Origin of the sequence: Streptomyces sp. NPDC007264 (assembly GCF_042869095.1) — a bacterium.
Classification (GTDB): domain Bacteria; phylum Actinomycetota; class Actinomycetes; order Streptomycetales; family Streptomycetaceae; genus Streptomyces.
In genome coordinates this window covers 69238-95398 of record NZ_JBIAFD010000013.1, presented here as the reverse complement: position 1 = coordinate 95398, position 26161 = coordinate 69238, and the positions used below count along the sequence as shown (strand labels likewise).

General features: G+C 71.7%; 22 protein-coding genes. 13 read left to right on the top strand and 9 right to left on the bottom strand.

The features are described 5' to 3' along the window. Positions 1-46: 46 nt before the first annotated feature. The 6 genes from ACFYMU_RS22740 (at position 47) to ACFYMU_RS22715 (ending at position 5471) form a co-directional block, all read left to right on the top strand. Positions 47-1294, top strand: a complete 1248-nt coding sequence (locus ACFYMU_RS22740; protein ID WP_388376003.1) for a hypothetical protein — start codon at positions 47-49, stop codon at positions 1292-1294. Beyond that, on the top strand, positions 1284-2504 hold the full coding sequence (locus tag ACFYMU_RS22735) for an MFS transporter (protein WP_388376001.1): 1221 nt from the start codon (positions 1284-1286) through the stop codon (positions 2502-2504). Before ACFYMU_RS22740 ends, ACFYMU_RS22735 begins: the two co-directional genes overlap by 11 nt. Before the next feature lie 85 nt (positions 2505-2589). After that, positions 2590-3441: a phosphotransferase gene (locus ACFYMU_RS22730; RefSeq protein WP_388375998.1), complete on the top strand. Its 852-nt coding sequence runs from the start codon at positions 2590-2592 to the stop codon at positions 3439-3441. After that, positions 3438-4310 carry a metal-dependent hydrolase gene (locus tag ACFYMU_RS22725; protein ID WP_388375995.1) on the top strand — a complete coding sequence of 291 codons (873 nt, stop codon included), beginning with the start codon at positions 3438-3440 and terminating at the stop codon, positions 4308-4310. Before ACFYMU_RS22730 ends, ACFYMU_RS22725 begins: the two co-directional genes overlap by 4 nt. A 31-nt stretch (positions 4311-4341) precedes the next feature. Continuing rightward, positions 4342-5232: a hypothetical protein gene (locus ACFYMU_RS22720; protein ID WP_388375993.1), complete on the top strand. Its 891-nt coding sequence runs from the start codon at positions 4342-4344 to the stop codon at positions 5230-5232. 101 nt (positions 5233-5333) lie between these two features. Further along, a complete protein-coding gene (locus tag ACFYMU_RS22715) occupies positions 5334-5471 on the top strand; it encodes a hypothetical protein (RefSeq protein ID WP_388375991.1) in 138 nt (45 codons plus the stop codon). Here ACFYMU_RS22715 and ACFYMU_RS22710 read toward each other — a convergent pair. The 4 genes from ACFYMU_RS22710 to ACFYMU_RS22695 form a co-directional block, all read right to left on the bottom strand. After that, positions 5461-8325 carry a BTAD domain-containing putative transcriptional regulator gene (locus tag ACFYMU_RS22710; protein WP_388375989.1) on the bottom strand — a complete coding sequence of 955 codons (2865 nt, stop codon included), beginning with the start codon at positions 8323-8325 and terminating at the stop codon, positions 5461-5463. The genes ACFYMU_RS22715 and ACFYMU_RS22710 overlap by 11 nt on opposite strands. A 727-nt stretch (positions 8326-9052) precedes the next feature. Beyond that, a complete protein-coding gene (locus ACFYMU_RS22705; RefSeq protein WP_388375986.1) occupies positions 9053-12955 on the bottom strand; it encodes an AAA domain-containing protein in 3903 nt (1300 codons plus the stop codon). Positions 12956-12961: 6 nt separating this feature from the next. Further along, positions 12962-13354, bottom strand: a complete 393-nt coding sequence (locus tag ACFYMU_RS22700; protein ID WP_388375984.1) for a hypothetical protein — start codon at positions 13352-13354, stop codon at positions 12962-12964. 144 nt (positions 13355-13498) lie between these two features. Beyond that, positions 13499-13969, bottom strand: a complete 471-nt coding sequence (locus tag ACFYMU_RS22695; protein WP_388375981.1) for an ATP-binding protein — start codon at positions 13967-13969, stop codon at positions 13499-13501. Between the two features lie 147 nt (positions 13970-14116). On the opposite strand from ACFYMU_RS22695, the gene ACFYMU_RS22690 reads away from it, so the two are divergent. The 6 genes from ACFYMU_RS22690 to ACFYMU_RS22665 all read left to right on the top strand — a co-directional run bounded on the left by ACFYMU_RS22690 (position 14117) and on the right by ACFYMU_RS22665 (position 18687). Continuing rightward, positions 14117-14989 carry a helix-turn-helix domain-containing protein gene (locus ACFYMU_RS22690; RefSeq protein WP_388375979.1) on the top strand — a complete coding sequence of 291 codons (873 nt, stop codon included), beginning with the start codon at positions 14117-14119 and terminating at the stop codon, positions 14987-14989. Beyond that, positions 14986-15177, top strand: a complete 192-nt coding sequence (locus tag ACFYMU_RS22685; RefSeq protein ID WP_388375976.1) for a DUF397 domain-containing protein — start codon at positions 14986-14988, stop codon at positions 15175-15177. The genes ACFYMU_RS22690 and ACFYMU_RS22685 overlap by 4 nt, the downstream gene beginning before the upstream one ends. A 655-nt stretch (positions 15178-15832) precedes the next feature. Further along, positions 15833-16036 carry a cold-shock protein gene (locus tag ACFYMU_RS22680; protein WP_388375973.1) on the top strand — a complete coding sequence of 68 codons (204 nt, stop codon included), beginning with the start codon at positions 15833-15835 and terminating at the stop codon, positions 16034-16036. Positions 16037-16381: 345 nt separating this feature from the next. Then, positions 16382-17878, top strand: coding sequence for a DEAD/DEAH box helicase (locus tag ACFYMU_RS22675; protein ID WP_388375971.1), 1497 nt, complete (start codon positions 16382-16384; stop codon positions 17876-17878). 46 nt (positions 17879-17924) lie between these two features. Further along, on the top strand, positions 17925-18329 hold the full coding sequence (locus tag ACFYMU_RS22670) for a CBS domain-containing protein (RefSeq protein WP_388375968.1): 405 nt from the start codon (positions 17925-17927) through the stop codon (positions 18327-18329). Positions 18330-18378: 49 nt separating this feature from the next. After that, positions 18379-18687, top strand: coding sequence for an SCO5918 family protein (locus tag ACFYMU_RS22665; RefSeq protein WP_388375966.1), 309 nt, complete (start codon positions 18379-18381; stop codon positions 18685-18687). Positions 18688-18791: 104 nt separating this feature from the next. Here the strand turns inward: ACFYMU_RS22665 and ACFYMU_RS22660 are convergent, their stop codons facing one another. From ACFYMU_RS22660 to ACFYMU_RS22640, 5 genes are all read right to left on the bottom strand, one after another. Further along, a complete protein-coding gene (locus ACFYMU_RS22660) occupies positions 18792-19151 on the bottom strand; it encodes a hypothetical protein (RefSeq protein ID WP_388375963.1) in 360 nt (119 codons plus the stop codon). A gap of 292 nt (positions 19152-19443) precedes the next feature. After that, complete coding sequence (locus ACFYMU_RS22655; protein WP_388375961.1) at positions 19444-19851, bottom strand: hypothetical protein; 408 nt, start codon at positions 19849-19851, stop codon at positions 19444-19446. 182 nt (positions 19852-20033) lie between these two features. Continuing rightward, positions 20034-21443: a phytoene desaturase family protein gene (locus ACFYMU_RS22650; RefSeq protein WP_388375958.1), complete on the bottom strand. Its 1410-nt coding sequence runs from the start codon at positions 21441-21443 to the stop codon at positions 20034-20036. Further along, positions 21440-23245, bottom strand: a complete 1806-nt coding sequence (locus ACFYMU_RS22645; protein ID WP_388375956.1) for a DUF3556 domain-containing protein — start codon at positions 23243-23245, stop codon at positions 21440-21442. The genes ACFYMU_RS22650 and ACFYMU_RS22645 overlap by 4 nt, the downstream gene beginning before the upstream one ends. Before the next feature lie 3 nt (positions 23246-23248). Further along, a complete protein-coding gene (locus tag ACFYMU_RS22640) occupies positions 23249-24718 on the bottom strand; it encodes a class I adenylate-forming enzyme family protein (RefSeq protein ID WP_388375953.1) in 1470 nt (489 codons plus the stop codon). A 148-nt stretch (positions 24719-24866) separates the two neighbouring features. Here ACFYMU_RS22640 and ACFYMU_RS22635 point away from each other — a divergent pair, with 148 nt between their 5' ends. Further along, complete coding sequence (locus tag ACFYMU_RS22635; RefSeq protein ID WP_388375950.1) at positions 24867-26135, top strand: PucR family transcriptional regulator; 1269 nt, start codon at positions 24867-24869, stop codon at positions 26133-26135. Positions 26136-26161: the final 26 nt, after the last annotated feature.

The window sequence follows — 26161 nt, the reverse complement described above, 5'->3', positions numbered from 1 at the left end:
AGGGCGGACCGGTCGGCGGCGGGGACCTCATCAAGGAAGGCACGCATTGAGCGACGACGTCATCAACCCGGCCGGAAGCGATTGGATCGGAGCAAGGATCCGGGACTTCCGCGAGCGCTACAAGGACGGGGCCGGCGACAAACTCCTGCCGCTCGCCACCACCGTCCCGCTGACCGGCTTCGACCTCGAACAGGTGCGCTCGGCGGTGCCGGAGATCTTCCGGGCCCAGGCGGTGCTCCTGAAGCACCTGCTGTCGACCATGGACAGCGCGGAGGTGCTGCGGCTGCTCGGCATCCCGGTGCAGCTCACCCCGTGGATGCCGGTGCTCGACGACCCCGAGGGGTACGAGTGCCCCGTCATGCGCATCGACCTCATCCCGGTCGCCGACGGATCGGTCCGGATCTGCGAGCTGAACCTGGACTCGAGCGTCGGCGGCCCGGAGACAGCCGAGTTCCGCCGGTACGAGGAGCTGGCGGCGGGTCTGCCGCCCACCGTCACCCCGTACGAGCACCTGGCCCGCCACCTCGCGCCGATCATGTGGCGCAAGGGCCTGACCAAGGTCTGCCTGCTGGACTGGAGCACCTGGGAGGGCTACGGCCAGTTCGACCTCGAGTGGATGCGCGAGACGCTGGCCCACCAGCTGCCCGCCGGCATCGAGGTGTTCCTGGCGACCGAGAAGTCCGGCGCGGAACGGATCGACGCGCAGACGCTGGTCTACCGCGTCTTCATGGCCGACGACGCGCTCTGCGACCTGGACTTCGTCACCGAGGCGTTCCGCACCGCCGGGCACGTCGTCGGCGACTTCTCCGGCGAAGTGATGGGCAGCAAGGTGTGGATGGGGCTCCTGCACGACCCCGAGCTGCGCGCGCTGCTCCCGGAGCCGACCCTCGCGATGATCGACGCCCTCGTGCCGCTGACGCGGGTCGTCACCGACGCGAACGTGGACGCGCTGATCGCCGACCGGTCCGGCTACTTCTTCAAGTCGGCCGCGGACTTCGGCGGCGCCGGGGTCATCGACGGACGCACGGTCGGCGAGGCCGAGCTGCGCGACCGGCTCGCGGGCGAGAACCGGGGCAGCTGGATCGCCCAGGAGATCGTCACACCCGCCGAGTTCGACGTACGGCTGCTCGGCTCGAGTGAGACGATGTCCCGGGAATGCGTCCTGGGCCTCTATCGCTACGGTGAGGGGTGGTCCGGATGCTTCCTGCGGAGCCGGTCCGGGGCTTCCGTCATCAACATGTCCGCGGGTGCGGCCGTCGGCTGGGCCTACGAGGTGCCTTCCATTGAGGCGTGAACTGCGGCAGTTGCTCGCTGCCGACACCTTCGTCCGGCTCACCGGACTGGCGTACTACACCGTCTTCACGGCCGGCATCTACCAGCTGACCGGCCGGACGGCCGACGTCGGACTGATCGGCGCCGCCACGCTGTTGCCGGCCCTGCTGATGGTGCTGACGGCCGGCCGCCTCACGGCCCGGCTCACCGCCAGGCGGACCCTGATCGCGTTCAACGGCGCCCGCGTCGTGCTGTTCGCCGGCGCGGCGCTGCTGCCGATCACCACCGTCAGCCTGCTGGTGGTCGCCGCCCTCAACAGCCTGATCCACCAGGCCGTCCTCAGCGCCAAACGCACCTTCGACGCGGACGTGCTGCAGGAGCACGAGCGCACCCCGTACAACGCGCAGCGGACGATGGTCGGCAACGTGCTGGTGATCGTCGCGCCGCCGCTCGGCGGCATCGCGGTGACCATGCTGGGCATGACCTGGAGTCTGGTGATCGGAGCGGTGCTGGGCGTCGCCGTCATGCCGCTGCTGGCCGCGTTGAAGTCCGCCACAGTGCCCGTCGGGGAGCAGGAGAAGGAGACCTCCGTCGCGGTCAGCGCCTCGCTGCGCCATCTCTTCGGGATGCCGCAGGTGGTAGCGATGGTGACCACGTACTGCCTCGTGGTGATCATCCTGGAGGTGGAGTCGCCGCTGATGTTCCCGTTCGCGGAGCAGGCCTACGGGCTCGACGGCAGCTTCACCGGCCTGTTGCTCGGCCTGGGCGGCCTCGGCGGCATCCTGGGAGCCGTGCTGACCCAGCGCTTCCCACGGGTGTTCAGCGAGTCGTCGCTGGCCTGGATGATCGTCTTCGACGGCCTGGTGTTCTTCGCGTTCACCCAGGCCGACTCGGTGCTCGTCGCGTGCGCCCTGTTCACCCTCCTCGGCGCCATGGGCTCGGTGAGCATCGTGCTCGTCGAGGGCGCGGTCCAGGAGCACGTGGCGGCGGCGCACCGGCCGTTCGTCTTCTCGGCCATGCAGTTCGCCGGCGGCGCCGGCGGCGCCGCGCTCGGTGTGGTGGCCGCCTACATCGCCGGCGCGACGGGCGCGAAGCCCGTGTTGGCCTGGTGCGCGCTGATCGAGGTCGCCGCCGGTCTCGCCTGCGCGCTGGTGTGGCAGACCGTGCAGAAACGGCGGGGGAGCGGGACACCGGAGGCCGAGACGGTGGCCGCCGAGGTCTTGGAGCCCTGACCCACGACGTCGTCGACCCGCACCGAGCGCGCCCGTCCCGGTCGTCACCGGCGGTCGACCCCCTCGACACGGAGGAACACACGACATGTACGCCCCGCCGAGCAATCCCGTGGACGAGCGGCGGATGACGGCGGCACACCACCGTGCCGCCGCCACGCTCGGAGTCACCGTCATCGGCCCCGCGTGCTGGGGCTGGAACGGCCGGACCCTCGGCAGGCGGGGCCGCCACCGTGAGCACGGCGACTGCTGGCTGCGGCTCGACTCGGCCCCCGTCGGACGACGCCCCGACGTCCTCTGGGAGGGCGCGTCCGAAGCGTGGGCCGCGCTCCCCGAGGTCCCGCAGCCACGTCTGTACGCCGTCCACGAGACCCGTGAGGACCAGACCCTGTACCACGCGGAGCTGGCCGCCTACCTCAGCAGCCGGGTCTGCTCCCCCGGCCCGATCCTGCGCACCCCGCTCGACCTCCCGGACCGTTGGTGGGCCTCGCTGCGGGCCTCCCTGGCGAGCGTCTCCGCCGCGCGGACCGACCGCCCGACCGTGCGCCGCGAGTGGCTCGACCACGCCTTCCCTCGCTTCCTGGGCATGCCCGCCCCGCGGCACGTGGAGTACACCACGGCCCACGGTGACCTGCACTGGAGCAACCTGACCCGGCAGGGACCGGTACTCCTCGACTGGGAGGCGTACGGCATCGCGCCCCGGGGTTACGACGCCGCGCTGCTGCTCGCCTACTCGCTGCTGGTCCCGAGGACGGCGGCCCGGGTCCGCGTCGAACTCGGCCACCTCCTGGACACCTCCGCGGGCCGCGTCGCCCGGCTGACCGCCGCCGCCGAACTGCTGGAGAACGCCGCCCGCGGCGACCATCCCGAACTCGTACCGGAACTCAGACGGTTCGCCGCCGACGCCGGCGCCTCCACCCGCCGTCAGGCCGCGTCATGACGGGCCCGACGGCGCGGCCGGCCACGACCGCGGTCACCTTTCCCACCGGGGCGACGACCGGCACGGCGACCGTCCTCGGGACGCGCGCGCTGCCCGGGGGCACGGGCGTGCTGGTCGACACCACGCCCTTCCACCCGCTCGACCACAGCTGGCCGGACCAGCCCGGCGACACCGGGACGCTGGTCGCGGACGGCGTCATCCACCCGGTGGTGGACTGCGTCACCGGCGGGATCGGGCCCGACGGCGCGTTCGCCGTGGGAGCCGACATCCCGGTGCGGCGCGGCGACCCGGCCTGGCGCTGGCTCGTCGTGCACCTCGTGGACGGCGCGGCGCCCGCCCCCGGCCGGCGGGTCACCCTGCACGTGGACGACGATCGCCGCGCCGCCCTGTCGGCCGCCCACACCGGCTGCCACCTGATGGCACTCGCGCTGAACGAGGCTCTGGCCGGCCGCTGGCGCAAGGAGGTGCGCCTCGACGGCCTCGGCCACCCGGACTTCGACGGCACGGCCGTGGCGGAGTCCCGGATCGACGTGGCCGGCACCACCGACCGCTACCGGATCGGCACGTCGCTGCGCAAACGCTTCGACACGCAGGGACTGCGCGAGGCGCTGCCCGGGCTGGCCGCCGAGATCAATGAGCGGCTGGCGGGCCGGCTCGCCCAGGACGCACCCGTGCGCGTCGAGACACCGGGGCCGGAGCTCACCGCACGCCGGCGGTGGGTGTGCGAGCTGCCGGAGCGGACCGTCGGGATCGCCTGCGGCGGGACCCATGTGCGCAGGCTCGGCGAGCTGATCTCGCTGACGGTGGACCTGGCGCTCTCCGAGGACGGCGGCGAGCTGGTGGTGGTGACGACGCCGAAGCGGAGCTGACCTCGTGGGCAGACGGAAAAGGAGCGGGTCGGTGGGACGGCACCCTGGGCGGATCCTGCTGATCGATCCGGCGCCGGGCCTGCTCGCGGCCGCCGTGGAGCTGGGCTTGGAGGTCTGGTCCCTGTCGAACCTGGACAGCGACGACCGGCTGGCCGCGAGCACCGACGCGACGCGGGGCACGGACCGGGACGTGGCCCGCGGGTTCATGGTCGAGACGGCCCGGGTCAACGGCATCGAGCACATCCTGTACTTCGGCGACCGCCCGGCCCTGCACCACGCCGTGGAGGACGCCCTGGTGTCACTGTCCCCGCGGCGGGCGGCCGCCCTGTACGCGCTGCAGGACCCGGCCGCCATGCGCCGGACCCTGAACCAGGCCGGGATCTCCGTGGTCAACGCCGTCCGGGTCAGCTCGCTGGGCGTCGCGCGCGCCTGGCTGGAGAACCTCCGTCATCCGGTGGTCGTCAAGACGGGTCCTGCGGCCGGCATCGACGTCATCCGCAACAGCCACGCACTGGAGGCGTGGGTCGCCGGCGGGCCGTCCCTGCCGTGCGTTATCGAGGAGTTCCTCGAAGGGCCCCGCATCGCCGTGGACACCTTCACCCACGCCGGGATGCACCACGTGCTCGGCATGGCCGGCCCGCTCCGCGCCGGCGGCCCGTGCGTCCACCCCGTCGAACCGACCGAGGCGGCCGCGGCGGCGGCCCGGGCCACGGTACGCGCCCTGCTCGACCTCAGCGGTCTGGAGAGCGGGCGGGTCCGCACCCACGTGGTCTTCACACCGCGGGGCCCGTGCATCGCGAGCGCCCAGGTGTCCCCCGTTCCCGGTCCGATGGCCCGGCTGCGTGCGGCGGCCACCGGCCAGGACCCGGGTGCGGAGGTGCTGTCCCTGCTGGCCGGCCGGAACGATCCCGCCGTTTCCTGACCGGCGGGAAGCGCGGGGAAGGCGAGGGGATCGGGACGGGAACGGCTGCCGGAATCCTTGGCGGTGCCGCGGAAACCCCGCGCAGCACTGAGGGAGATCACATGCGAGTTACGCTGACCAAGACCTTGGGCCTCGTCGCCGCGGTGTCGATGCTGGCCCTGGGCGCCATGGGTGTGGTGACGCCCACCGACGGCGCGGGACAGGCCGGCCACCAGGGACCGGCGACCACTAACCCGTGAGGCACCAGGCGGCGTGCCCACAGGAGTCCATGGAGCGCAGCAGCTCCTCCGCCCTCGTGGTGTGTGTGGTGGACGTCTCTCCGTCGCCCAAGGCGGCCGCCGCCTCCGCCATCCCGTAGAGCGCGTGCGCTTCCTCGGTGCGGTAGCGCATCGCGACGGCGAGTTCGTGCGCATGGGAGTGCAGCGCCATCGCCCGCTCGAACTCCTTGCGTCGCCGGAACAGTCGGCCGACCAGGTTCTCGACCTTCGCCTGACGCGTGGGGCTGCCGCTGATCGCGGCGAAGGCCAGGGCCTCCTCGGCCAGGCCCGGGCCCTCGGCGTGCCGTCCGAGACAGTGGACGACCTCCGCGGACAGGGCCAAGGTCAACGCCACGTCCCCCGGCGGGCTCGACGCGTCACAGCGCGCGCGGGCCTCCCGGAGCTGTTCGTCGGCCTCCTCGTACCTGCCCTGCCCCGCGTACGCGAAGGCGAGGTCGGTCAGGGCCATGACGTGGTTGTCGCGGTAGTCCAGCGAACGGTGGATCTCGAGCGCCCGCCGGGCCGCCCGCGCGGCCTCCTCGTACCGGCCCCACTGCATGTGCAGGGTGCTGAGGTTGCTGAGGCTCTCGGCCTCCGCCCGCGGGATGTTCAGCTCGCGCTCCAGCGCGATGGCGCGTTCCAGGTGCGACAGCGCCTCCGCGTGCTGCCCCTGCACAGTCAGCAGCAGGCCGATCATCGACTCGCTGTGGGACTCGGTCTGCCGGTCGCCCATCCGGGCGGCGACATCGCGTCCCTCCCTGGCCGACTGGACCCCCTCGTCGAGGTGCCCCAGCCGCCAGCAGGCGACCCCCAGGCTCGACAGGCTGCTGCCCAGCGCCGCCAGGTCGTCGCCGCGCCGTGCCGCCGCCACCGCCAGCCGGCTGAGCTGCTTGAACTCGTCGAAGCGGCCGACGGAGTTGAGCCAGAACACGATGTTCCGGGTGAGCGCCACGGTGAAGCGGTCCAGACCCTTGCGGTCGGCCAGTTCCACCGCGGCGATCAGGCCGGCGTGCTCCCGGGCGAACCAGCTCCGCGCCCCTTCCCTCGTGGTGAACTCCGGGAACTCGCCCTGGTGGGGGGCGACGAGGGCGGGGCTGTTCGCGCGCCCGGGGAAGAGGACCTCGCAGGCGGCCTCCGTCGTCGTCCAGTAGTAGGAGAGCAGCCGCTCGACGGCCATCTCGTCGTCGTGCGCGGTGGCGGGCGAACTCAGGCTCTGGGCGAGGTTGCGCACCAGGTCGTGGAACCGGTAGACAGCGATGTCGGACTGCTGCAGGAGGTGCACGTCCAGCAGCCGTTCCAGGATCTGCTCGGCGTCGTGGGTGTCCGTCGCCAGCAGAGCGGCACCCGCATAGACGTCGATGTTGGCGTCGCAGTACAGCCCGAGCAGCCGGAACGCGGTGCGGTGTTCCTCGTCCATGGCCTGGTACGAGAGCTGCAGGGTGGCGGCGACGCTGCGCTCGCCCGCGCTCAGCTCCTTCAGGCGCCGCGACTCGTCGTGCAGGCGCTCCACGAGATAGCGCACGGTCCAGCGCGGTCTGTTGCGCAGCCGGGCGGCGGCGATGCGCAGAGCGAGCGGCAGTCCGCCGCACAACCGGACCAGGTCCTGCACGGCCTCGGGTTCCGCGGCGGTGCGCGCGGCGCCGAGCACCCCTTCGACCAACGTCGTGGCCTCCTCGGGGGCCAGCGGACCGATCGAGATCCATTCGGCGCCGTCGAGGTCCACCAGCCGTTCCCGGCTGGTGACCACCACCAGACATCCGGGGGAGGCCGGCAGCAGCGGATACACCTGGCCGGTGTCGGCCGCGTTGTCCAGGACGAGGAGGGCCCGGCGGCTGGCCAGCAGCGAACGCCACAGGGCCCGGCGCCCCTCCAGATCGCCCGGGATCCGGTCGGCGGGCACCCCGAGCAGACCCAGCAGACTGTCCAGCGCGGCAGCCGGCGTCAGGGGCGACTCGCCAGGGGTGAATGCGTGCAGGTCAATATATAATTGCCCGTCCGGGAATTTGGCGGTCACCTGATGGGCGGCCCGCACGGCAAGACAGGTCTTTCCGCTGCCTCCCATTCCGTCGATCGCCACGACCTGACTGCGGCGGCGCGACTGCGGCCGGCCGGTGATGTGGTCGAGAAGCGTGCGCAGTTCGCTCTCCCGCCCGGTGAAATCCGATACGTCATAGGGCAGGGTGCACGGGGTGTGCGCCTGATCGGGGGCGTCGGCGGTGACGGGGGCGGGCTCCGGCGGTTCCGCGGCCGCACTCGTGGGAACGGTCAGTTCCGGAGCTTCGCGCAGGATCGCTTCGTAAAGGCCGCTCAGCTGAGGGCCGGGATCGATTCCCAGTTCCTCCACGAGCAGTTCCCGGATCTTGCGGTACTCGTCCAGCGCCTCGGCTTTGCGCCCGCTGCGGTAGAGCGCCAGCATCAGGTACGCGTGCAGGGATTCGCGAAAGGGGTGCTGGGCGGCCAGGTCCCGCAGGTCGGCGACGAGCCCCCCGGCGTGGCCGGCCCGCAGGCACAGCTCGAAGACCTGCTCGGCGGCGGTCACCCGGCGTTCCTCCAGGCGGGCCGCGGCGGCCTCCAGCGCCGAGCTGCCGAGGCCGAACATGCGGCCGCGCCATAACGCGAGGGCCTCGTGCAGGGCGGCGATGGCGTCGGCGGGGCGGCCCTCGGCGACGGCCCGGTCCGCCTCGCCGGTGCGGGCGCCGAACTCGACCAGGTCCAGTCCTGCGCCGTCCAGAACGGCTCGATATCCCTGACCGTCGGTCACGATGAGGTCGTTGCCGTCCGGAATCCGGCGACGGAGGTCGGCGACGGCCTTGCGGACCTGGTGGGTGGCGGTCATGGGGGGTTCGTCGTTCCACGCCGCCTGCACCAGCAAGGAGACCGGGACGGTCCGGCCCGGATCCAGCAGCAGACTCAGGAGAACCCGTTCGTGAATTGCTCCGCCAAGGTGCAGCCTCGAACCGTCGGACAAGACCTCAAGGTTTCCAAGAACGTTGAAACGAAGCAACGCGCCCCCCTGGCGTCGACATCTGCACTGAGTTCGCCTGGTTGATGGAACTCACCGTTCGGTCCTTGCCTCATGAGCAGAACGACGGAACGTGCATCTCCACAATATGACATCCTGCCGGACCGGCGGCCTAGCTGGACCGGCAGCTGATCGAGTCATCGAGCCACCCCGGCACCGGTCCCGGCAGTTCAGGCGACGGTCAATTCGTACTCATCCAGGCGTCCGTCTCCAGCTCCGGGCCGACCGCCATGGTCATCCGGTCCTTGCGGTCCAGCAGCATCGCCGGCGGTCCCTGGAGGCTGAGGGCGGGCCGGCTACCAGGCGGTCGGCTCGGCGGCGAACTCGTCGTACGACCGGTTCTTCCCTTCGGGCCGGATGGTCTTCCCGTCCGCGCCGAGCGCCTTGGTTCACGCCTCGGGCCCATCGTGGAACGGCCGTGCTGCCGGGTGAACGGACTCTGACGGGAACGGATGCGCACGGACGGTGCCGAGGGGGAGCCGCGATGTCCGGACCGCTCTGTGTTCCCGTTCTGCACGAGCCCGGCCGCCGTGTCCGGGGCTCAGCCGAACAGCGGTGCCAGCGCGGTTTCGCCCGCCAGGATCCGCCAGGCGGGCACCCGCACCGTCCGGCTCACCGGGCCGGGCTTGGCCCCGTGGCCCCCGGAGGGCAGTCCGGTGAGCAGGTCACCTCGCGCGTGGGTGAGCCGAAGGTGCCGCGCGGGATCTTCGCCGGGCCTCGGGCCCGGGTCGATCAGCACCGCCGTGTTCTCGCCGGTGTCGGTGAACAGCAGGTCCACCGGGTGTCCGCCCACCGGCACGGCCCGCTCGAGATCGGTGATGCCTCGTCCGGCCAGGTACCGCTGCAGACGGTCGGCGAGGTCCTCGCGGGCCTCGCTCACCGGGCCGGGCAGGCCGGCCTCGGCCGTGGTGCCGTCGTCGCCCGCCCGCAGCGGTGCCGAGCGCGCGGCGAGGAGGGCCGGCAGCCCGCTCTGTTCCTGCCAGAAGGGGTGGCAGCCCACGGTGACCAACTGCGACTTGGCCCGGGTGACCGCCACGTTCCACAGGTTGACCTGGCTCGCGACCCAGTGCGTGGTCCGGGGCGGTGTGTTGTGCGCCGCCACCGGGCTGAGCACCATCACGTCACGCTGTCCGCCCTGGAAGGTGTGGACGGTGCCGACCCGGACCCGGTTCTCGTCCCGCCACATCCGGGCCAGTGTCTCCTTCTGCGCCCGGAACGGCGTGACCACCCCCACCGTCGCGTCCGACGGAAGTCCCGCCAGCAGTCCGTCGACCACGCGCCGGACGGCCTCCGCCTCCGCCGCGTTCCGCCAGGACCGCCCGTCGCTGCCGCGCGCCGACGCCCCGGACGGTACGTCGACCCAGCCGAGCACCGGTGCCGGGTCGGCCGCTCCCACCGGGTCGTGTCCCGGCATCTGCCGCCGCACGTCGGTCAGCACCCGCAGCCGGCCGCCGTAACAGTGGCTGTTGACGACGTCCGCGATCCGCGGGTGGCAGCGGTAGTGCTCGTCGAGCAGCAGCGTGCCGTCGCCGTGCTGTTCGGCCGCGTGGTACGAGGAGTGCACGTGGTAGGTGAGGCGGTGGTGCTCCAGTTGGGCGGCGCTCAGCCCGGCCCGGGTCCGTGCCTGCCGCTCCTGCTGCGGTGACACTCCGGGGATGTGCCCGAGCTGCATGGGGTCCCCGATGATCAGTGCCCGCCGGGCCCGGAACAGCAGCGGCAGCACCGACGGGACGGAGCACTGGCTGGCCTCGTCGATGACGACGAGATCGAACAGCTTCGGGGTGAGTTCCAGCTGCCGCACCGAGTGGGTGCTGACGGCCCATCCCTTGATGTGCGTCATCAGGTTCTTCTGGCTGCGCTGGTAGCCGGAGCGGCGACGGAGCGCCTGGAGCCGCTGGTTCATGAGGCCGGTCGCACGGTCGAGGGTCTCGGCGGACAGCGCGCGGGACAGTTCCGCCGCCAGGCCGGACAGTCTCGCCGCCGTCGCCAGCCGGGACTCCTTGAGGCCCTCCTCGTCCCAGTCCCCCTGCTTGAGGACGAGTTCGCGCACCTCCCGCTCCACGGTCACGATCCCGGCCAGGGCTTCCAGCAGTTCGGGTGGCACCGGTCGTCCGGTCGCCCACTCCGGCCACGCCGGTCCGGCCCCCTCGGGCTGCTCCGCCCCTGCGGCGACCAGCGCGGCGAGCGCACGCCCACGCCGCCATGCCCCCAGCTGCCACCAGCGGGCCCCGGCCGTCCTCCGTGCCCGGTCCGCCCACCGGCCCAGCGCTGCCGGGCCGTCCGCGTCCGCCGCCCAGGCCCCTTCGAGGAGGGGCAGGGCCAGCTCCAGTCCGGCGGCCCGCTCCTCCCGGTCGCGGAGCAGTTCCAGCAGTCGCGTCTCCGCACCGACACGGTGTGCCGCATCCGCCCGCAGCCGGTCGGCCGTTCCCCGGGTGTTGCGCAGCTCGCCGCCGACGGTGGCCGATCCGCGTCGCGGCGCCTCGACCGGTTCGGTGAGCAGCCGTTCCAGTTTGGCCGCCTCCCGCTCCAGCGCGTCCTTGTTGCCCGTCCGCATCAGCAGGCCGGGCGCGATGTCGTCGCAGCGCTCGGCCACGACGTTCACGGCCTGGTTGTTCGTGGAGGCGACCAGCACCGACTGTCCCGCGGCGACACAGGTGGTGACGACCGCTGTGACGACCTCGCTCTTGCCCGTGCCGGGCGGCCCCGTCGCCACCGTCAGCGGCTGGGTCATCGCCGAGGAGATCACCTGTTCCTGGCTCTCGTTGCACGGCCCCGGAGCGACGGGTGTCACCGGGTTCGCCGAGGCCGCCGTCGTGGCCGGTGCCTGCCGGGCCCCGCCGTCCAGCAGCGCCGCCAGGGCGGTGCCCGGGATCTGCGCGGTCCGGGTGGAGACCTCGAGCAGGTTCTCCACCAGCGCCTGGCCGGCCACGGCCTCCGCACCGGACGGCACCAGCAGCACGGCCGCGTTGTGCGCGCCGGGCCGCAGGGCCTGCATGACCGTGCGGTCGCTGAGCGCCGACGGGTCCAGCGGTTCGAGTTCCGGCAGCCCCAGCTCCTCCAGCAACTCTCTTATGGCGCGCAGCATCTGGGCGTCATTGCCCTCCTGCCAGGCCGGCTGCCAGCGGGCGACCAGGTCGGCGGCGTCGCCCGCGTCCAGGAGTTCCGAGACGACGCCGCTGTGGAGGGACGGCACGCCGCCGGGCCGCTGCACGTCCCGGCCGTCCTCGTCCGGCGCCAGCTCCATCTGCTGGACGAGCAGCGGCGCCAGCTCCACCGTCGCGCGCCGCCCCCGGCCCCCGTCCCGCGAGGGAAGCGTGATCGCCGGATACCCGTACCAGTACTCCTGCCGCGTCCCCGCCTCGGTGTCCGACCCGGCCCGCCCGACCGGGGGCCGGGGCAGTGATCCGGGCGCGACGATGCACGGTCCGCGGCCCGACTGGATGGTCTCCTCGCCCTGGGTCAGCAAGAAGTACTTGGTGTTCCGGCCGCCGTCCCGGTCGGGCCGCATTCCGGCCGCCGCCTGCGCGGTGAGGCAGTCCGCGTAGTACCGCAGCAGCCGCTGCGGGTCGACCCCGTCCCGTTCGTCCGCCTCGGCCAGCTCACGGGCCTTCAGCAGCGCGGGGGAGCGCCGGGCGGCTTCGGTGGCGTCGTGGGGGAGCGCGGGAAGGCGCACGGGCCGGGCCACCGACCGGGCGAAGGGGAGGGTCCGGGTGGCCCTGATCGTGGACTTGGTGGGCCGCTGCTCCTCCGGGACGCCGTCGCGGGTCATCTGGGCGGTCAGGTAGGCGAAGAGATCGTCCGGGGTGATCCAGCCGCCGTCCTTGATCCGGCCGTTGCGCAGACCCTCGACGATCTCCCCGGTGAACCGGGAGGTGCCGAGGCTCGACCCCGGCGGCGCCATCGCGGAGGCCGCCTGGAGGGCGTCGGACGCGGTGATGAAGTACACGCCGGTCGGCTTCAGCAGGGTGCTCGGCGCCGGCCGGTCCGGTTCCCCCGCCGGGCCCTTGGCGGTCCAGCCCTGCACGACGGAACCGCTGGAGCAGCAGTCCAGCAGCACCAGTTTGGAGGCGGCCCGGCAGGACTGGAACATCCGCTCCAGGAACTCCGCCGGCACCGCCGTGCCCGGCAGGTCGGCGGGGTCGGTGTCGCGGGTCAGGAAGTACAGCTGGCCGTCCTGCTCGCAGTACTCCCCGTGCCCGCTGAAGTAGAGCAGCGCGGTCTCACTGGGCTGCCGGGCCTCCAGGAAGGTCTCGACGGCGTGCAGCATCTCCGCGCGCGTCGGCTCGGCGGCCACCGCGCACTCGTTGTACATGCCGATCTCGGTGTTCTCCAGCACCGCCCGCATGTAGTGCAGGTCGGCCCGCACGGCCGAGAGGTCCTGGTACGCCTCGCTGTCGTACGCGGAGACACCGACGAGTAACGCGTGGCGGTCGTTGTCGGTCATCGCCGCTCAGCCCGCCGTCGTGCCGTCGTCGCCGTCGTTGCCGCTGGCCGCGAGGAACCGCTCGACCAGCGTGTCGTCCTGGCGGGCCTCCTTGCCGGTGATGTGCAGGACCGCCCCGTCGGGCCGCTTGACCACGATGGCGCGCTGAGGGATCCGCGCCAGCCACACCTGCACCAGCGCGGCGACGAACGAGCCGGCGCTCAGCAGCAGCCCGACGGTCTCGGCGGACGGCCCGCCCTTGTCGCCGGCCCCCGCCAGGCTGCCCGGTTCGGGCAGGTCCAGCGTGGCCGTGGAGCCCGCCTCGGCGAGTGCGGCGAGCAGTTCGCGTGCGTCCTTGCGGGCGCGCAGCGGGTCTTCGTCGACGACGGAGATCCGGTATCCGCTGTGGTGGTCGTGCATGGCGTTCTCGTGCTCCCCCTCGGTCCATCGGCTCCGTGCCGGGCGAACGACACTAGCGTCCGCCACTGACACCGACGGCCCGATGCGCCATGCCGCCCGGCCGTTGGCGTGAACACGGTTGCCGATGGCCGGGTCGTGTGCGTCTCACGCCAGGCCCAGTTCCGCCCAGACTGTCTTGCCCGGCGCGCCGTCGCGCGGCGCGACGGCCCAGCGGGTCGCCAGTCCCGCGACGATCAGCAGCCCCCGGCCGGACTCCGCGTCGCCGCCTGATTCCAGGTCGGAGAGCACGGGGACGCGTTCGGTCCGGGTGTCGGTGACCTCGACGCGCACGGTGTCGGTGCAGTGGGTGAGCAGGACGTGGAAGTCCCGTCCGGCGACATGCCCGTGCCGGACGGCGTTGGCGGCCAGCTCGGCGGTGATCAGCGTGAGCGCGTCGTTGACCCGGCCGCTGTACGGGTGCCCCCACGCGTCGAGCCGGTGGGAGACCAGCCTGCGGGCGAGGCGCGCACCGCGCGGGGAGGAGGTGAAGGCCATCGCGAACTCGTGGCGGCGGCGGGCGGTTTCGCCCTCGGCGCCGGGGGCGTGCACCCGGGGGGTGGAGATTGGGCTGTTCATGTGACCCACGCTGCCGGTGCGGTCCTAGCGTGACCAGATACGGCACGCACACGGACGGTCGCTGTAAGTGGCTGGTGTGCGGGTGTAGGCGGGACGGAGCGTGACGGTGGGCGCGGGGGCGCGTTGGCCGTGGGAGGTGGTACGGGGATGAGCGAACCGACGGGGCTGGTGGACGAGGCGTCCGGGGGCGGCGAGGGTGAGGAGCGGCATCCGGAATCGGACGCCGGCTCCGGGGTGCTGCGGGTCTTCGGGCGTCAGTTGAAACGGTTCCGGGTGCGGGCGGGCATGGAGCGGTCCGAGTTCGGCTCGCTGACGGGGTATTCGGTGTCGACCATCGCCGCGTACGAGCAGGGACGCCGGGTGCCGCCACCGAGGTTCATCGACCGGGCGGACGAGGTGCTGGACGCGGGCGGGGTCCTCCAGGAGATGAAGGAGGAGGTGGCTCGGGCACAGTATCCGGCGTTCTTTCGGGATGCGGCGCGGTTGGAGGGGGAGGCGGTTGAGCTACACGTCTACGACACGCACCTCATCAACGGGCTCTTGCAGACGGAGGAGTACGCGCGGGCCGTGTTCACTATGCGACGGCCACTGCTGAGCGACGAGACGATCGAGGAGCGGGTCGCCGCACGACTGGCGAGGCAGAAGATCTTCAGCCGTCTGCCGATGCCGACCCTCAGCTTCGTCATCGAACAGTCCGTGCTGACGAGGCCCTTGGGCGGCACTTACGTGATGCGCGGACAACTGGAGCAACTTCTGCTGTGCGGGCAGCGGCGCAACGTGGAAATCCAGATCATGCCGAACGCGCGTGACGAGCACGCCGGTCTGGCTGGCCCCTTCACCTTGATCGAGACGCAAGATGCGCGGAGGATCGCCTACGTGGAGGCGTACAAGCACAGCCGTCTCTACACGGACCGGGGAACTGTCCGCGAGCTCGAAGAGCAGTACGGTCTGCTGCGAGCGCAAGCTCTCACCCCCCACGAGTCGTTGACCCTCATTGAGGAACTGCTGGGAGAGACATGAACATCGACGTCGAGGAAGTTGTTACGTGGCGCACGAGCAGCTACAGCAGCGGTGAGGGCGGTCAGTGCGTCGAGGTGGCTGTGCTGCCTCACGTCGTCCGTGTAAGGGACTCCAAGGACACAGGCCAACCTGCCCTCTCGGTCGCTGCTGCCGCTTGGGCAGCGTTCGTCGGCTTCGCTGCTCAGTAGGTGCCAGGTCGTCTGCCCCCGGTAGTGCTCCGGGGCAGACCTATACCAGGCCGTGTTGGACGGCTACGCCTTCGCGGGAGGCGGCGTCGGCGGAGCCTGCGTCGGCTCGGGCCGACTGCCGACGGGCCGATACCCCCTCCTCTCGTTGGGGTCCAACCGCGGTCGTGTCTCGGTCACCTGCCGTGTCTCCCTCTTCGCGGGCCCTGCCCGCCCCTGTCACCCCGTCCAGCTTGCCGACGACTTCCATAGCGGTCGTGAGACTCGTGTGACGCTTCGGCCGGTCCGAAGATCGGTGCGCAGGTCCGAAAATGCGATCCGACCTGCCGTTTGGGGCGCACCATGCTTACCGAAACGTTGCGCTGCGGCTGTATCAATATCTGTGCCCGCGGGCTGAGATTTCAACGGAACATGCAGACAGATTTTCTGCCGCAATAAGTGAACTGGGGTTTCTCACCGCACACAGGCCGCTGCGGTGTGCTACTGTCCATCTCAGTTGCAGTTGTGGTTCCCGAAACTTCAAGTGCTCTCCGGTCGGCTTCTGTGTCGCTGGAAGCACTTTTGCATTTCCGGTCTTTTTCCGGGCGGGGTGATCATCGCGGCGACATGGTGTCCGCGCTGTGCGGATCCCGATGCACTGCCCCAAAGGAGATATAGCATGGCTGCTGGTATCGTGAAGTGGTTCAATGCGGAAAAGGGCTTCGGCTTCATCGAGCAGGACGGTGGCGGCGCTGACGTGTTCGCCCACTACTCGAACATCGTCGCCCAGGGCTTCCGCGAGCTGGTCGAGGGCCAGAAGGTGACCTTCGACATCGCGCAGGGCCAGAAGGGCCCGACGGCCGAGAATATCGTTCTCGCCTGACACTGACGCGCACTTTGCAGCTGGGGCCCGCATCCTTCGGGGCGTGGGCCCCGGCTGCTCGCATTTCCGCAGTGGTTTCACCTGTGGACAACGATCAGGAATCCGTTGGCTCAGTGCACGGATCCTCCTTCAGGGGTGCAGACGCATCCCTTCACAGAGCTGGATCGCAGTGGACGCCTCGAATATTGCGTCCCACATCGCGCCACTCATTTCAGCGCCTGCGCCCGCACGGATTTTCGTCGGCCAGAGCCGCTTTCGCCTACCACTGGCCCTTTCTTGCAATTCTCCGTGCTGCTCATCGCTGCGGGAATTCCTTGATATGTGCCGCATCGAGGAAGGTTCCGCATGAACCGCACACGCACGAACGACCGCTTCGCCCGCATCCGTAACGGCAGCGCCGACTCCGGAAGGGGTGGCAGCCGATACGGCTCGTCGGCCCCGCGCCGGTCCGGCGGGCCGAGCCGCTCCGGTGATTACGGCCGCCGGCCCACCTCGGTCCGAGGGGAGTTCGCCCTCCCCGAGACGATCACCCCCGCGCTTCCCGCCGTGGCGGGCTTCGCCGATCTCGACATGCCCCGGGAACTGCTGGCCGCGCTCGGTTCGCAAGGCCTGACCGTGCCGTTCCCGATCCAGGCCGCGACCCTGCCGAACTCCCTCGCCGGCCGGGACGTGCTGGGCCGTGGCCGCACCGGCTCCGGCAAGACCCTCGCCTTCGGGCTGGCGTTGCTGGCCCGTACGGCCGGGCAGCGTGCCGAGGCCCGGCAGCCGCTGGGGCTGATCCTCGTACCCACGCGTGAGCTGGCGCAGCAGGTCACCGACGCGCTCGCCCCGTACGCCCGCTCCGTGAAGCTGCGGCTGGCCACGGTTGTGGGCGGGATGTCGATCGGAAGGCAGGCGAGCGCGCTGCGCGGTGGCGCCGAGGTCGTCGTCGCCACACCGGGACGTCTCAAGGACCTCATCGACCGCGGCGACTGCCGGCTGGACCAGGTCTCCATCACCGTCCTCGACGAGGCCGACCAGATGGCCGACATGGGCTTCATGCCGCAGGTCACCGCCCTGCTCGACCAGGTCCGTCCCGAGGGTCAGCGCATGCTGTTCTCCGCGACCCTCGACCGTAACGTCGACCTGCTCGTGCGGCGCTACCTGAGCGATCCCGTCGTGCACTCCGTCGACCCGTCGGCCGGCGCGGTCACGACGATGGAGCACCACGTGCTGCACGTCCACGGCGCCGACAAGCACACGGCCACCACCGAGATCGCCGCACGCGACGGCCGTGTGATCATGTTCCTCGACACCAAGCACGCCGTCGACCGCCTCACCGAGCACCTCCTGAGCAGCGGGGTACGGGCCGCCGCCCTGCACGGCGGAAAGTCGCAGCCCCAGCGCACCCGCACGCTGACGCAGTTCAAGACCGGGCACGTCAACGTGCTGGTCGCGACCAACGTCGCGGCGCGCGGCATTCACGTCGACAACCTCGACCTCGTCGTCAACGTCGACCCGCCGACCGACCACAAGGACTACCTCCACCGCGGCGGCAGGACCGCCCGCGCCGGCGAGTCCGGCAGCGTCGTCACCCTGGTCACCCCGAACCAGCGCCGCGGCATGATCCGCCTCATGGCGGCAGCCGGCATCGTCCCGCAGACCACCGAGGTCCGCGCCGGCGAAGAGGCCCTGCACCGCATCACCGGCGCCCAGGCCCCCTCCGGCATCCCGGTCGTCATCACCGCACCGGTGGTCGAACGCCCCAAGAAGCGCGGCGCCACCTCGCGCGGCCGACGCCGCCCCGCTTCGACGGCCCGCCGCGTGCCCGTACGACAGTCCACCGCCGGTGCGGCGGCATAGAACCTCGGCGATCAGGAAGCCGGCCCAACTCCGCAGGAGGCACCCTTTGACGCTGGACCAGACGCAGTTCCGCCCGGCGAGCGCCCACCCCGCGCACAGCACGGTGGCCGACACCATGGACGCGGCCGGACCGCAGGTCTGGGAGGACATGACCGTGGAGGTGGCACTGTCCGTGATGGCCGCCGCCCGTACGGGGTATCTGGTCGTCTGCGACGAGGACGGTCTGTGCACCGGCCTGGTCACCCGGGCCGGTCTCACGGCCGTCAGTGACGGCTCCGGATACACGGACAGGATCCGCCTGCGTGACATCGCCGATGTCATCCGGCCCTTCGCCTCGCCGCTGACCCCGAGGGCCGAAGCCGAACGAGCGATGCGCTGCCGCCGGCTCGGAGCCCTGCCCGTGGTCGACGAACACGGCAACGCTCTGGGCGTCCTCGCCCTCTCCCGCTGAACCGCTTCACGGCGGTCGGCCCCGTCTCTCCTTCTCCCTGTGAGGCATCATGCGCTGTGTCATCGCCCGCTTCCCGTTCGACCTGACCAAGACCGGCGTGCTGGAATCGATGAAGGGCGTCAAACCCGAACCGGTCACCGGCGAGTCCGTGATCATCGGACGACGTCACTTCCCCGTCAAGCAGGTCGGCCAGGTCATCACCCGCCAGGACCGCCGCGATTTCAGTGCCGGCGAAGTCGTCCGGGCCATGTCCCGCCTCGGCTTCACCTGTCGCACCCTTCCCGAGGCCGCGCCCGCGCGCATCGGAAGCCCGTTGCAGCGGGCTTCCGCAGTTCTCGGCACCCCCCTGTCCGACTGACCGACGGGACAGGCGCGAGCCGAACAGAGCAGTGAGGGACCCTGCCGGCGCGCGCCGGCAGGGTCCCTCACTGCGTGCCGCGCCGCTCTCGGCGCGGCGGTGGGTCAGTGGTCGGAGTAGCTGAAGTCGCCCACGGTCCAGGCACTGACGTCCTCGATCGCGACGCGGTACATCCCGCCCGTCTCCGGGATCCCCACCGTGCCCTGAAGGATCCGCGCGACATGGAAGTGCAGATGCGTGGGCGGCCCGTCCTTCTTCACGAGAGTGTCGAAGACAGCGGAGAACTCGCCCAGGTCGGCGGAGTCCGTCAGCACCTCCGACACCCTCTGCCTCCACATGGCTTCTGGAGCCAGCCGACCGGTGATGACAGCACCACCGGTGACCACGGTCAGGGACATCTGATTGCTCTGCCCAGACTCCACAAGGGCGGCGATGTCAACGATCAACTCGTCAGGCTTCGGCATGGGACCGGATTCTATGCATCGGCCCGCCCGGGCGGCCCGGGTGGTGGCACTACCGGGCAAGACGGGCGCACACGGCTCCCCCGGTGCCGCGACACAGGTCAGGTGCCGCGACACAGGTCAGGGGTGCGCATGCGCGGCGCCTGCGGGCCAGGGTCGTGGACGGTCACTTCGACGGTGACTCAGGGGCACGAGATCTTCGTCGCCACCACCGGGCCTACGGCTCACCTGCCTGAGGTGGTACCGCCTTCACCGGTCCCCGTCCCGGCCGCCAGCGTGATCCGATCGATTCCGGTCAGGCGGCGGGCTCGGGGAGGTGGCCGAGGTGCTCGATGACGCGCTCACGCAGGAGGAGGTACTCCGCCCAGCGTCGGGGCAGAGGCCCCGGCGGGCGTTCGACGACGCGGGCCGCGGTCACGGTCTGGCCATCGTGGAACTGCTCGCGCGTCAGGTCGAGTTCCACACCACTGGGCAGCCGGTTCCACCAGTGGAATCCGTGCTGTTCCCCGCGGCAATGGACCTCCCCGACCATGAGGTCGCCGCCGAAGATGTCGTTCACGATCAAGGCCGTGATGTCACAGTGGCCCCACGCCGGATTGCCGGGGTGCCACTCGGCGCGGGGGAGGTCGTCCGGGGAGCAGGTGTCGGCGGCCCAACTGGCGTGCAGGGCTTTGTCGATGACGGACAGGTTCCAGGGGATCATGCCGACAGCATCGCAGCCGCCACTGACATCGGCGGATCGCCCAGGGGCCGCCCGTCAGCCGCCGAACCCGGGCTCCGGATGTCGGCGCAGAGGTCTGCGAAGCCTCCAGCGGCATCGCCCGGTCGGCGGGCCCTGCCCGGACGCACCCCGAGAGAGCCGACCGGCAACGGGCGAACCGGGCTTCAGAGCCGGGCGAGTGCGCGTCGCGCCGCGTGGTAGCCGCACATGCCGTGGGCGCCGGCGCCCGGTGGGGTCGCGGCGGAGCAGAGGTAGACCCCCGGCACGCCGGTCGCGTACGGGTCGAGCGCCGGGCGTGGCCGGAAGACCAGCTGCCAGGGGTCGTTGGCGCCGGTCACGATGTCGCCGGCGACGTAGTTCTCGTTGTGCCGGCTCATCTCCGTCGTGGAGCGCACGTGGGTCGCCCGGACGCGGTCGCGGAAGCCGGGGGCGAACTGCTCGATCCGCGCGGTGATCGCCGCGGTCGCGTCGCCGGTGTAGCCGGCCGGCACGTGGGCGTAGGCGTAGAGGGGATGCACGTCGCCGGCCGAGCGGGTGCCGTCGGCGAGGTACTGCTGGCCGACGAGCACGAACGGCCGCTCCGGCATCCGGCCGGCGGCCACGTCCTTCTCGGCCGCCGCCATCTCGTCCGTGTCGCCGCCGAGGTGCACCGTGCCGGCCGAGCGTGAACCCTCGTGCGTCCACGGCACGCCGCCCTCGACGGCGAAGTCGACCTTGAACGCGCCGGGCCCGTGGCGGTACCTCAGGTACGCGCGGCGCACGCGGGGCGGCATCCGGGCGCCCGCGATCCGGGCGGCCGCCGCCGGGGTGGTGTCCAGCATGACCAGGTCGGGACCGCCGAGCTCGTCGAGCGAGGTCACCCGGCGGCCGGTCTCGAACGCGACGCCGTGCTCGGCCGCGCGGAGGAGGATCGCGTCCCGGATCGCGGCCGAACCGCCCTCGGCCACCGGCCAGCCGAAGGCGTGCGCGGCCGTGGTCAGCGCGACCCCGATCGCCGATGAGGCGAGCGTGTCCAGGGGCCGGAAGGCGTGCGCGGCGACGCCGGTGAAGAGCGCCCGGGCTTCCGGCGTACGGAAGCGGCGCGCCAGCAGCGTGGCCGGCAGGCCGGCGTAGGCACCGAAGAGGGCGAGGTGGAGCGGGTGCCGCGGAAGGTGCGGCACGGGCTGCAGGAACTCCCGGCTGATCGTCCCGAACCGCTTCGTGAGCGGTCCGAACGTGTGCCGCCACGCGCGGCCGCCCTCGCCGAGCCCGGCGGCGGTCCCGGTCACCGACCGGACCGCGACCGCACCGCGCCCGCCGTCGAGCGGGTGCGCGAACTCGACCGGGGCCCAGCGCCAGGACAGGCCCGCCCCGGCGAGGTCGAACCGCTCGGCGAAGGCGGAGCCGAGCGCGAGGGGGTGCATGCCGGAGCACTCGTCGTGGATCAGGCCGGGCAGGGTCAGCTCGCCGGAGCGGGTACCGCCGCCGAGGGTGTCCGCCGCCTCGATGACGCGGACCCGCACGCCCGCGGCGGCGAGGGTGAGGGCGGCGGCGAGCCCGTTGGGCCCGCTGCCGACCACGACTGCCGTCGTCATGCGAGCGCGTCCTCACCGTTCGCGGTCCGCGACGCCGGGTGGTGCTGCGGGTGCCGCCAGGTGACCTGGAGCGGGACGGGCCCGTCCGGCAGCCAGGGCTGTCGGCCGACGAGGTCGCGCACGTCCCACCGGCCGCGTTCGACGATCCCGAGGGCCGCATCCATGACGAAGTACTCCTGCACGGGCCGGTGGATCGGCTGGGACTCCACCCAGAAGACCACCAGCTCCCCGGGGGCGAAGTGCAGCCGCCGCTGGATCGCCTCGATCAGCTGGTCGTCGTGGAGGTGGCCGTCGCCGAAGTTCCAGCCGACGACGAGGTTGGCGCCGATCTCGCCCTCACGCACGGTGTAGGTGTCGAGGTCGTCGCCGAGGTAGGTCTGCGCCACCGACAGCAGCCCCTTGCCCTGGGTGTGCATCGAGCGCCAGGCGATGAACATCTGCATCGCCATCTCGGCCTGCGGGGCGGAGTAGCCGAAGGCCCGCAACTGCCGGTTGTGCGTCTCGACCGGGACCGGCAGTTCGTTCAGCCGCTCCTCGGCACCCGGCGCCAGCGCCCAGACCGCCGACGCCCAGTTCCCGGCGTACTGCCGCATCGAGGGCAGGAAGGAGACCAGGTCCGGGCGCAGGTTCCCCAGCACCGGGAAGAACAGCAGGGCAGCCGCGATCACCGGCAGCATCCACGGCCGGCTGAAGTCGAACGGGCCGTAGCCGTCGCCGTTGGGGTGCCCCACGAACAGGAAGATGCCGATGTAGGCGAACAGGATGTTCCACTCCAGCGGCACCGCCAGCGGGAACGTCGAGGTGATGAACAGGTGGAAGAGCACCATGCTCACGACGGCGACGAGGGTCAGTTCCCGGTCGGTGCTGAACAGCAGGACGAGAGGCATGGCGAACTCGGCGAGGGTGCCCAGCACGTGCGCCATGAAATGCGCGAGGCCGGAGGGGCGCAGGTCCTCGGGCGCGTTCTTGTAGTGCCTGAGCCGGACCGCCCTCGGCATGAACGGCGCGTTCGACACCATCGGAGGCACGACGAACGAGAAGTGGCGGGTGAACTTCGAGACCGCGGCGCCCACCCACACGACGACGATGATCAGCTTCGCGGCGATGATCATGTCGGTGAAGTCGAGCGTGGCGCAGGCGACCATCACCGGGACGTACTGCTCGCCCCGCCCCGCCAGGAAGACGACCTTGTCCCGCAGACCGAGCAGCACGAGCAGGGCGGCCGGCGCCACGAACAGCACGGGCTGCACCAGACCACCGGTCACGTCGGGGCGGGCGGCGGACAGCGCCGCGGTGTCGGCCCCGGGCAGCACGATCGCCACGGCCAGGCTGACGAGGATCGCCGCGTACAGCACGGCGTCGACGACGCCTCGCCGGTCCCCGCGGGTGAACGGCACCGCGCCCGGCCACGGGGGCAGCCGGATCGTGCCCGGCCGCAGCCAGTAGCGCGCCCCGCCGTACATCGGCTTGAAGTGGCCGGTGAGCGGGCCCCAGGCGCCGCCGACGCCGACGACCTCCAGGAGCGCCACCCACAGCACGAGCTTCTGGTAGACGACCGGCTCGTCCCACCACCGGCCGACGTCGAACAGGCCGCCGACGTCGGAGGTGGCGGTCACGACCAGCAGGCCGCCGATGGTGGAGAGGCCGACCAGCTTGAGGATGTAGAGCAGGTGCAGCACCCATGGGCTGCCGAAGCCGTTCCCGGCCCAGAAGGTGCTGAGCACCTTCACCCGCTCGAAGAACGGACGCCGCAGGAACTCCTCGGGATCGACCGCGGGGAAGACGGGGGTCTTGAAGGCCATGCCTCACGCTCCGGGGGTGACGGTCTCGTGCTGCCGGCGCAGCGCGGGCTTGTCGATCTTGCCGACGGGGTTCTTGGGGAGGGCGTCGAGGACGCGTACGCCCACCGGCACCTTGTAGCGGGCCAGGCTCGCCGTGCACGCCTCGACGAGGTCCTGCCCGGTGACGGCGGCGCCGGAGTGGAGCGCGACATAGGCGAACGGGACCTCACCGAACCGCTCGTCGGACTGGCCGATCACGGCGGCCTCGTAGACGCCTTCGTGGGAGAGCAGGACGGTCTCGATCTCCTTGGGGTAGATGTTCTCGCCGCCCCGGATGATCATGTCCTTGATCCGGTCGACGATGCGCAGATAGCCGTCCTCGTCGAGGACGCCGATGTCGCCGGTGTGCAGCCAGCCGTCGCGCAGGGTCTCGGCCGTGTCCGCCGGGCGGTTGAGGTAGCCGCGCATCACGTTGGGCCCCTGGACGACCACCTCGCCGCGCCGGCCGCTGGGCAGGACGGTGCCGTCGGCGCCCATGATCTCCACACGCACCCCCGGGAAGGCCGGGCCGACCGTGCCGACCCTGCGCTCGTCCCACCACCGGTTGCTCGTCGCGGCGCAGGTGCACTCGGTCAGGCCGTAGCCTTCCGCGAGGACGAAGCCGAAGCGCTCCTCCACCGCGTCGAGCAGTTCCTTCGAGGCGGGTGCGGCCCCGCACACGGCGAACCGCACGGAGGAGAAGTCGGCGTCGCGCGGCTGCGCGAGCAGCATGGTGTAGATCGTGGGGACGCCCGAGAAGTACGTCGGACGGTGTTCCTCGACGGCGTCGAGGAACCCCTCGACGGTGAACCGGCTCATCAGCGTCAGCTGGGAACCGGTGCGCATCGGCGACAGGAAGCTGACACAGATCGCGTTGACGTGGAACAGCGGGAGGAAGAGGAGACAGTGGTCGTCGGCGGTGAGCCGCATGAGGTCGGCCATCATCGAGGTCATCGCCTCCAGGTTGGCGTGGTCCAGCATCACCCCCTTGGGCCGGCCCGTCGACCCGCTCGTGTAGACCAGCAGGGCCAGTTCGTCCGGTGAGGTCCGTGCCGCGGGCAGCGGCACACCCGACGGCACACGCCGCAGCCGGTCGGCGGCGAGGCTGGGCCGGCCGCCGTCGGGCGCGTCCGGGCCGAGGTTCACCACGAGGGCGCTGCCGGCGTCCGTGATCTGGTAGCCGGCCTCCTCGGCGGTGAACGCCGGGTTGATCGGCGTGGCTGCCGCGCCGAGCCGCCATGCTGCGGCCATCGCGACCAGCAGCTCGACGCGGTTGGGCAGCATGACCGCCACGACGGACCCGCGCCCGATGCCGTGCTCGGCGAACTGCTCGGCCGCCGCCTCCACCCACGCGGCGAACTCCGCGTAGGTGAGCTGATGGCGTTCGTCGCGGACGCACGGGCGGTCGGCGTGGGCTGGGTCCACGGACCAGGGGAGATACGCCGGCGGCGTCATGGGCGGCTCCTGTCTTTCGAAGGGGTGCGTCGAAGGTAGGGAGACCTGTGACGGGCGACACTGTCCCCGGGGGACAAGGAATGGGGGCAGAATGGTCCCGACGGGCCGCATTCCTTGGCCGGACGGGCAGTGTGGCGGAGGTGCGGGGATGGTGGGGCGTCACGACGTGGAAGTGCCCGCCGACGTCGGCGTGATCGGCACCGCCCTCGCCGGGCAGCTGGCGGACCTCACCGCCTCCATGGCCGCCGCCATGGAGGAGCAGATCCCGGAGCTGCCGCAGGACCGGATGACCGCGGCTCTGCTCGCTCGGAGCGTGGAGAGCAACCTGCGCGCGGCGAGCGCGCTCTACCGGGGCGAGCTGGAGCTCGCCGAGCTGGTGGCCCCCGCGGAGGCCCGGGAGTACGCGCGCCGGCTGGCCCAGTGCGGCGTCGCCGTGACCGCGCTGGTGCGCGCCTACCGGCTCGGGCAGCATCTGCACCTGGCGTGGTCCGCCGAGGAACTGGTCCGGGAGTACCCCGACCCGGCGCGGGCGCTGGCCGCCGTGCGCGCGCTGCTGGGGCTGAACTTCGTCTACATCGACACGGTCTCCGAGCAGGTCATCGAGGAGTACCAGGCCGAGCGCGAGCGCTGGCTCTCCCACCGCAACACGATCAGGGTGGAGACCCTGGAGCGGATCCTGGCCGGGGACGCGGTCGAGGAGCCCGCCGTCGAGGCCACGCTCGGCATCCGGCTGCGCCGGCAGCACCTGGGTGCGGTGCTGTGGATCGCGGGTGGGCACGACGCCCCCGACGACCTGCCGCAGCTGGAGTCCGCGGCCGGCCGTGTCGGGCAGGCCCTGGGCGCCGTGGGCAGCCCCGTGTTCTGGCCGAAGGACTGGGCCTCGGCCTGGGTCTGGTTCCCGCTCGGTCCCGGGACGACGGCCGACGTCGCGGCCGCCGCCGCGGCCCTGGACCGTACCGCACCACGCGTGCACGCGGCCCTCGGCGCTCCGGCCCCGGGACTGGCCGGCTTCCGCCACACCCACGAGGACGCCCTGCAGGCCCTGCGCGTGGCCACGTTCGGCAGCGGCGGGCCCCCCTCGGTCGTCAGCTACGCCGATCCCGGCGTCCGCGCCGCCGCGTTCCTCACGGCCGATCTGCCCCGTACCCGCCGCCTGGTGACCACCTCGCTGGGCGAACTGGCCGCCCGGACCGAGAGCGCCGCCAGGCTGCGCGAGACCCTGCTCGTGCTGATCCAGGAGCGCGGGAGCCTCGTCGCCGCGGCGGACCGCCTCCACGTGCACAGGAACACCGTCAAGTACCGCATCGCCCGCGCCGTCGCCCAGCGCGGCCGCCCCCTGGAGGACGACCGCCTCGAGCTGGAGCTGGCGCTGGTCGCGGCGCACTGGCTGGGGGACGTGGTGCTGCCGGAGGGCTGACCGGCTCCGTGTATCCCACGTCAAGT

Coding starts and splice junctions, on each gene's coding strand:
- ACFYMU_RS22730 (WP_388375998.1), top strand. CDS start 2,590: ATGTACGCCCCGCCGAGCAATCCCGTGGACGAGCGGCGGATGACGGCG.
- ACFYMU_RS22725 (WP_388375995.1), top strand. CDS start 3,438: ATGACGGGCCCGACGGCGCGGCCGGCCACGACCGCGGTCACCTTTCCC.
- ACFYMU_RS22715 (WP_388375991.1), top strand. CDS start 5,334: ATGCGAGTTACGCTGACCAAGACCTTGGGCCTCGTCGCCGCGGTGTCG.
- ACFYMU_RS22710 (WP_388375989.1), bottom strand. CDS start 8,325: ATGACCGCCACCCACCAGGTCCGCAAGGCCGTCGCCGACCTCCGTCGC.
- ACFYMU_RS22705 (WP_388375986.1), bottom strand. CDS start 12,955: ATGACCGACAACGACCGCCACGCGTTACTCGTCGGTGTCTCCGCGTAC.
- ACFYMU_RS22700 (WP_388375984.1), bottom strand. CDS start 13,354: ATGCACGACCACCACAGCGGATACCGGATCTCCGTCGTCGACGAAGAC.
- ACFYMU_RS22695 (WP_388375981.1), bottom strand. CDS start 13,969: ATGAACAGCCCAATCTCCACCCCCCGGGTGCACGCCCCCGGCGCCGAG.
- ACFYMU_RS22690 (WP_388375979.1), top strand. CDS start 14,117: ATGAGCGAACCGACGGGGCTGGTGGACGAGGCGTCCGGGGGCGGCGAG.
- ACFYMU_RS22685 (WP_388375976.1), top strand. CDS start 14,986: ATGAACATCGACGTCGAGGAAGTTGTTACGTGGCGCACGAGCAGCTAC.
- ACFYMU_RS22680 (WP_388375973.1), top strand. CDS start 15,833: ATGGCTGCTGGTATCGTGAAGTGGTTCAATGCGGAAAAGGGCTTCGGC.
- ACFYMU_RS22675 (WP_388375971.1), top strand. CDS start 16,382: ATGAACCGCACACGCACGAACGACCGCTTCGCCCGCATCCGTAACGGC.
- ACFYMU_RS22665 (WP_388375966.1), top strand. CDS start 18,379: ATGCGCTGTGTCATCGCCCGCTTCCCGTTCGACCTGACCAAGACCGGC.
- ACFYMU_RS22660 (WP_388375963.1), bottom strand. CDS start 19,151: ATGCCGAAGCCTGACGAGTTGATCGTTGACATCGCCGCCCTTGTGGAG.
- ACFYMU_RS22655 (WP_388375961.1), bottom strand. CDS start 19,851: ATGATCCCCTGGAACCTGTCCGTCATCGACAAAGCCCTGCACGCCAGT.
- ACFYMU_RS22650 (WP_388375958.1), bottom strand. CDS start 21,443: ATGACGACGGCAGTCGTGGTCGGCAGCGGGCCCAACGGGCTCGCCGCC.
- ACFYMU_RS22645 (WP_388375956.1), bottom strand. CDS start 23,245: ATGGCCTTCAAGACCCCCGTCTTCCCCGCGGTCGATCCCGAGGAGTTC.
- ACFYMU_RS22640 (WP_388375953.1), bottom strand. CDS start 24,718: ATGACGCCGCCGGCGTATCTCCCCTGGTCCGTGGACCCAGCCCACGCC.
- ACFYMU_RS22635 (WP_388375950.1), top strand. CDS start 24,867: ATGGTGGGGCGTCACGACGTGGAAGTGCCCGCCGACGTCGGCGTGATC.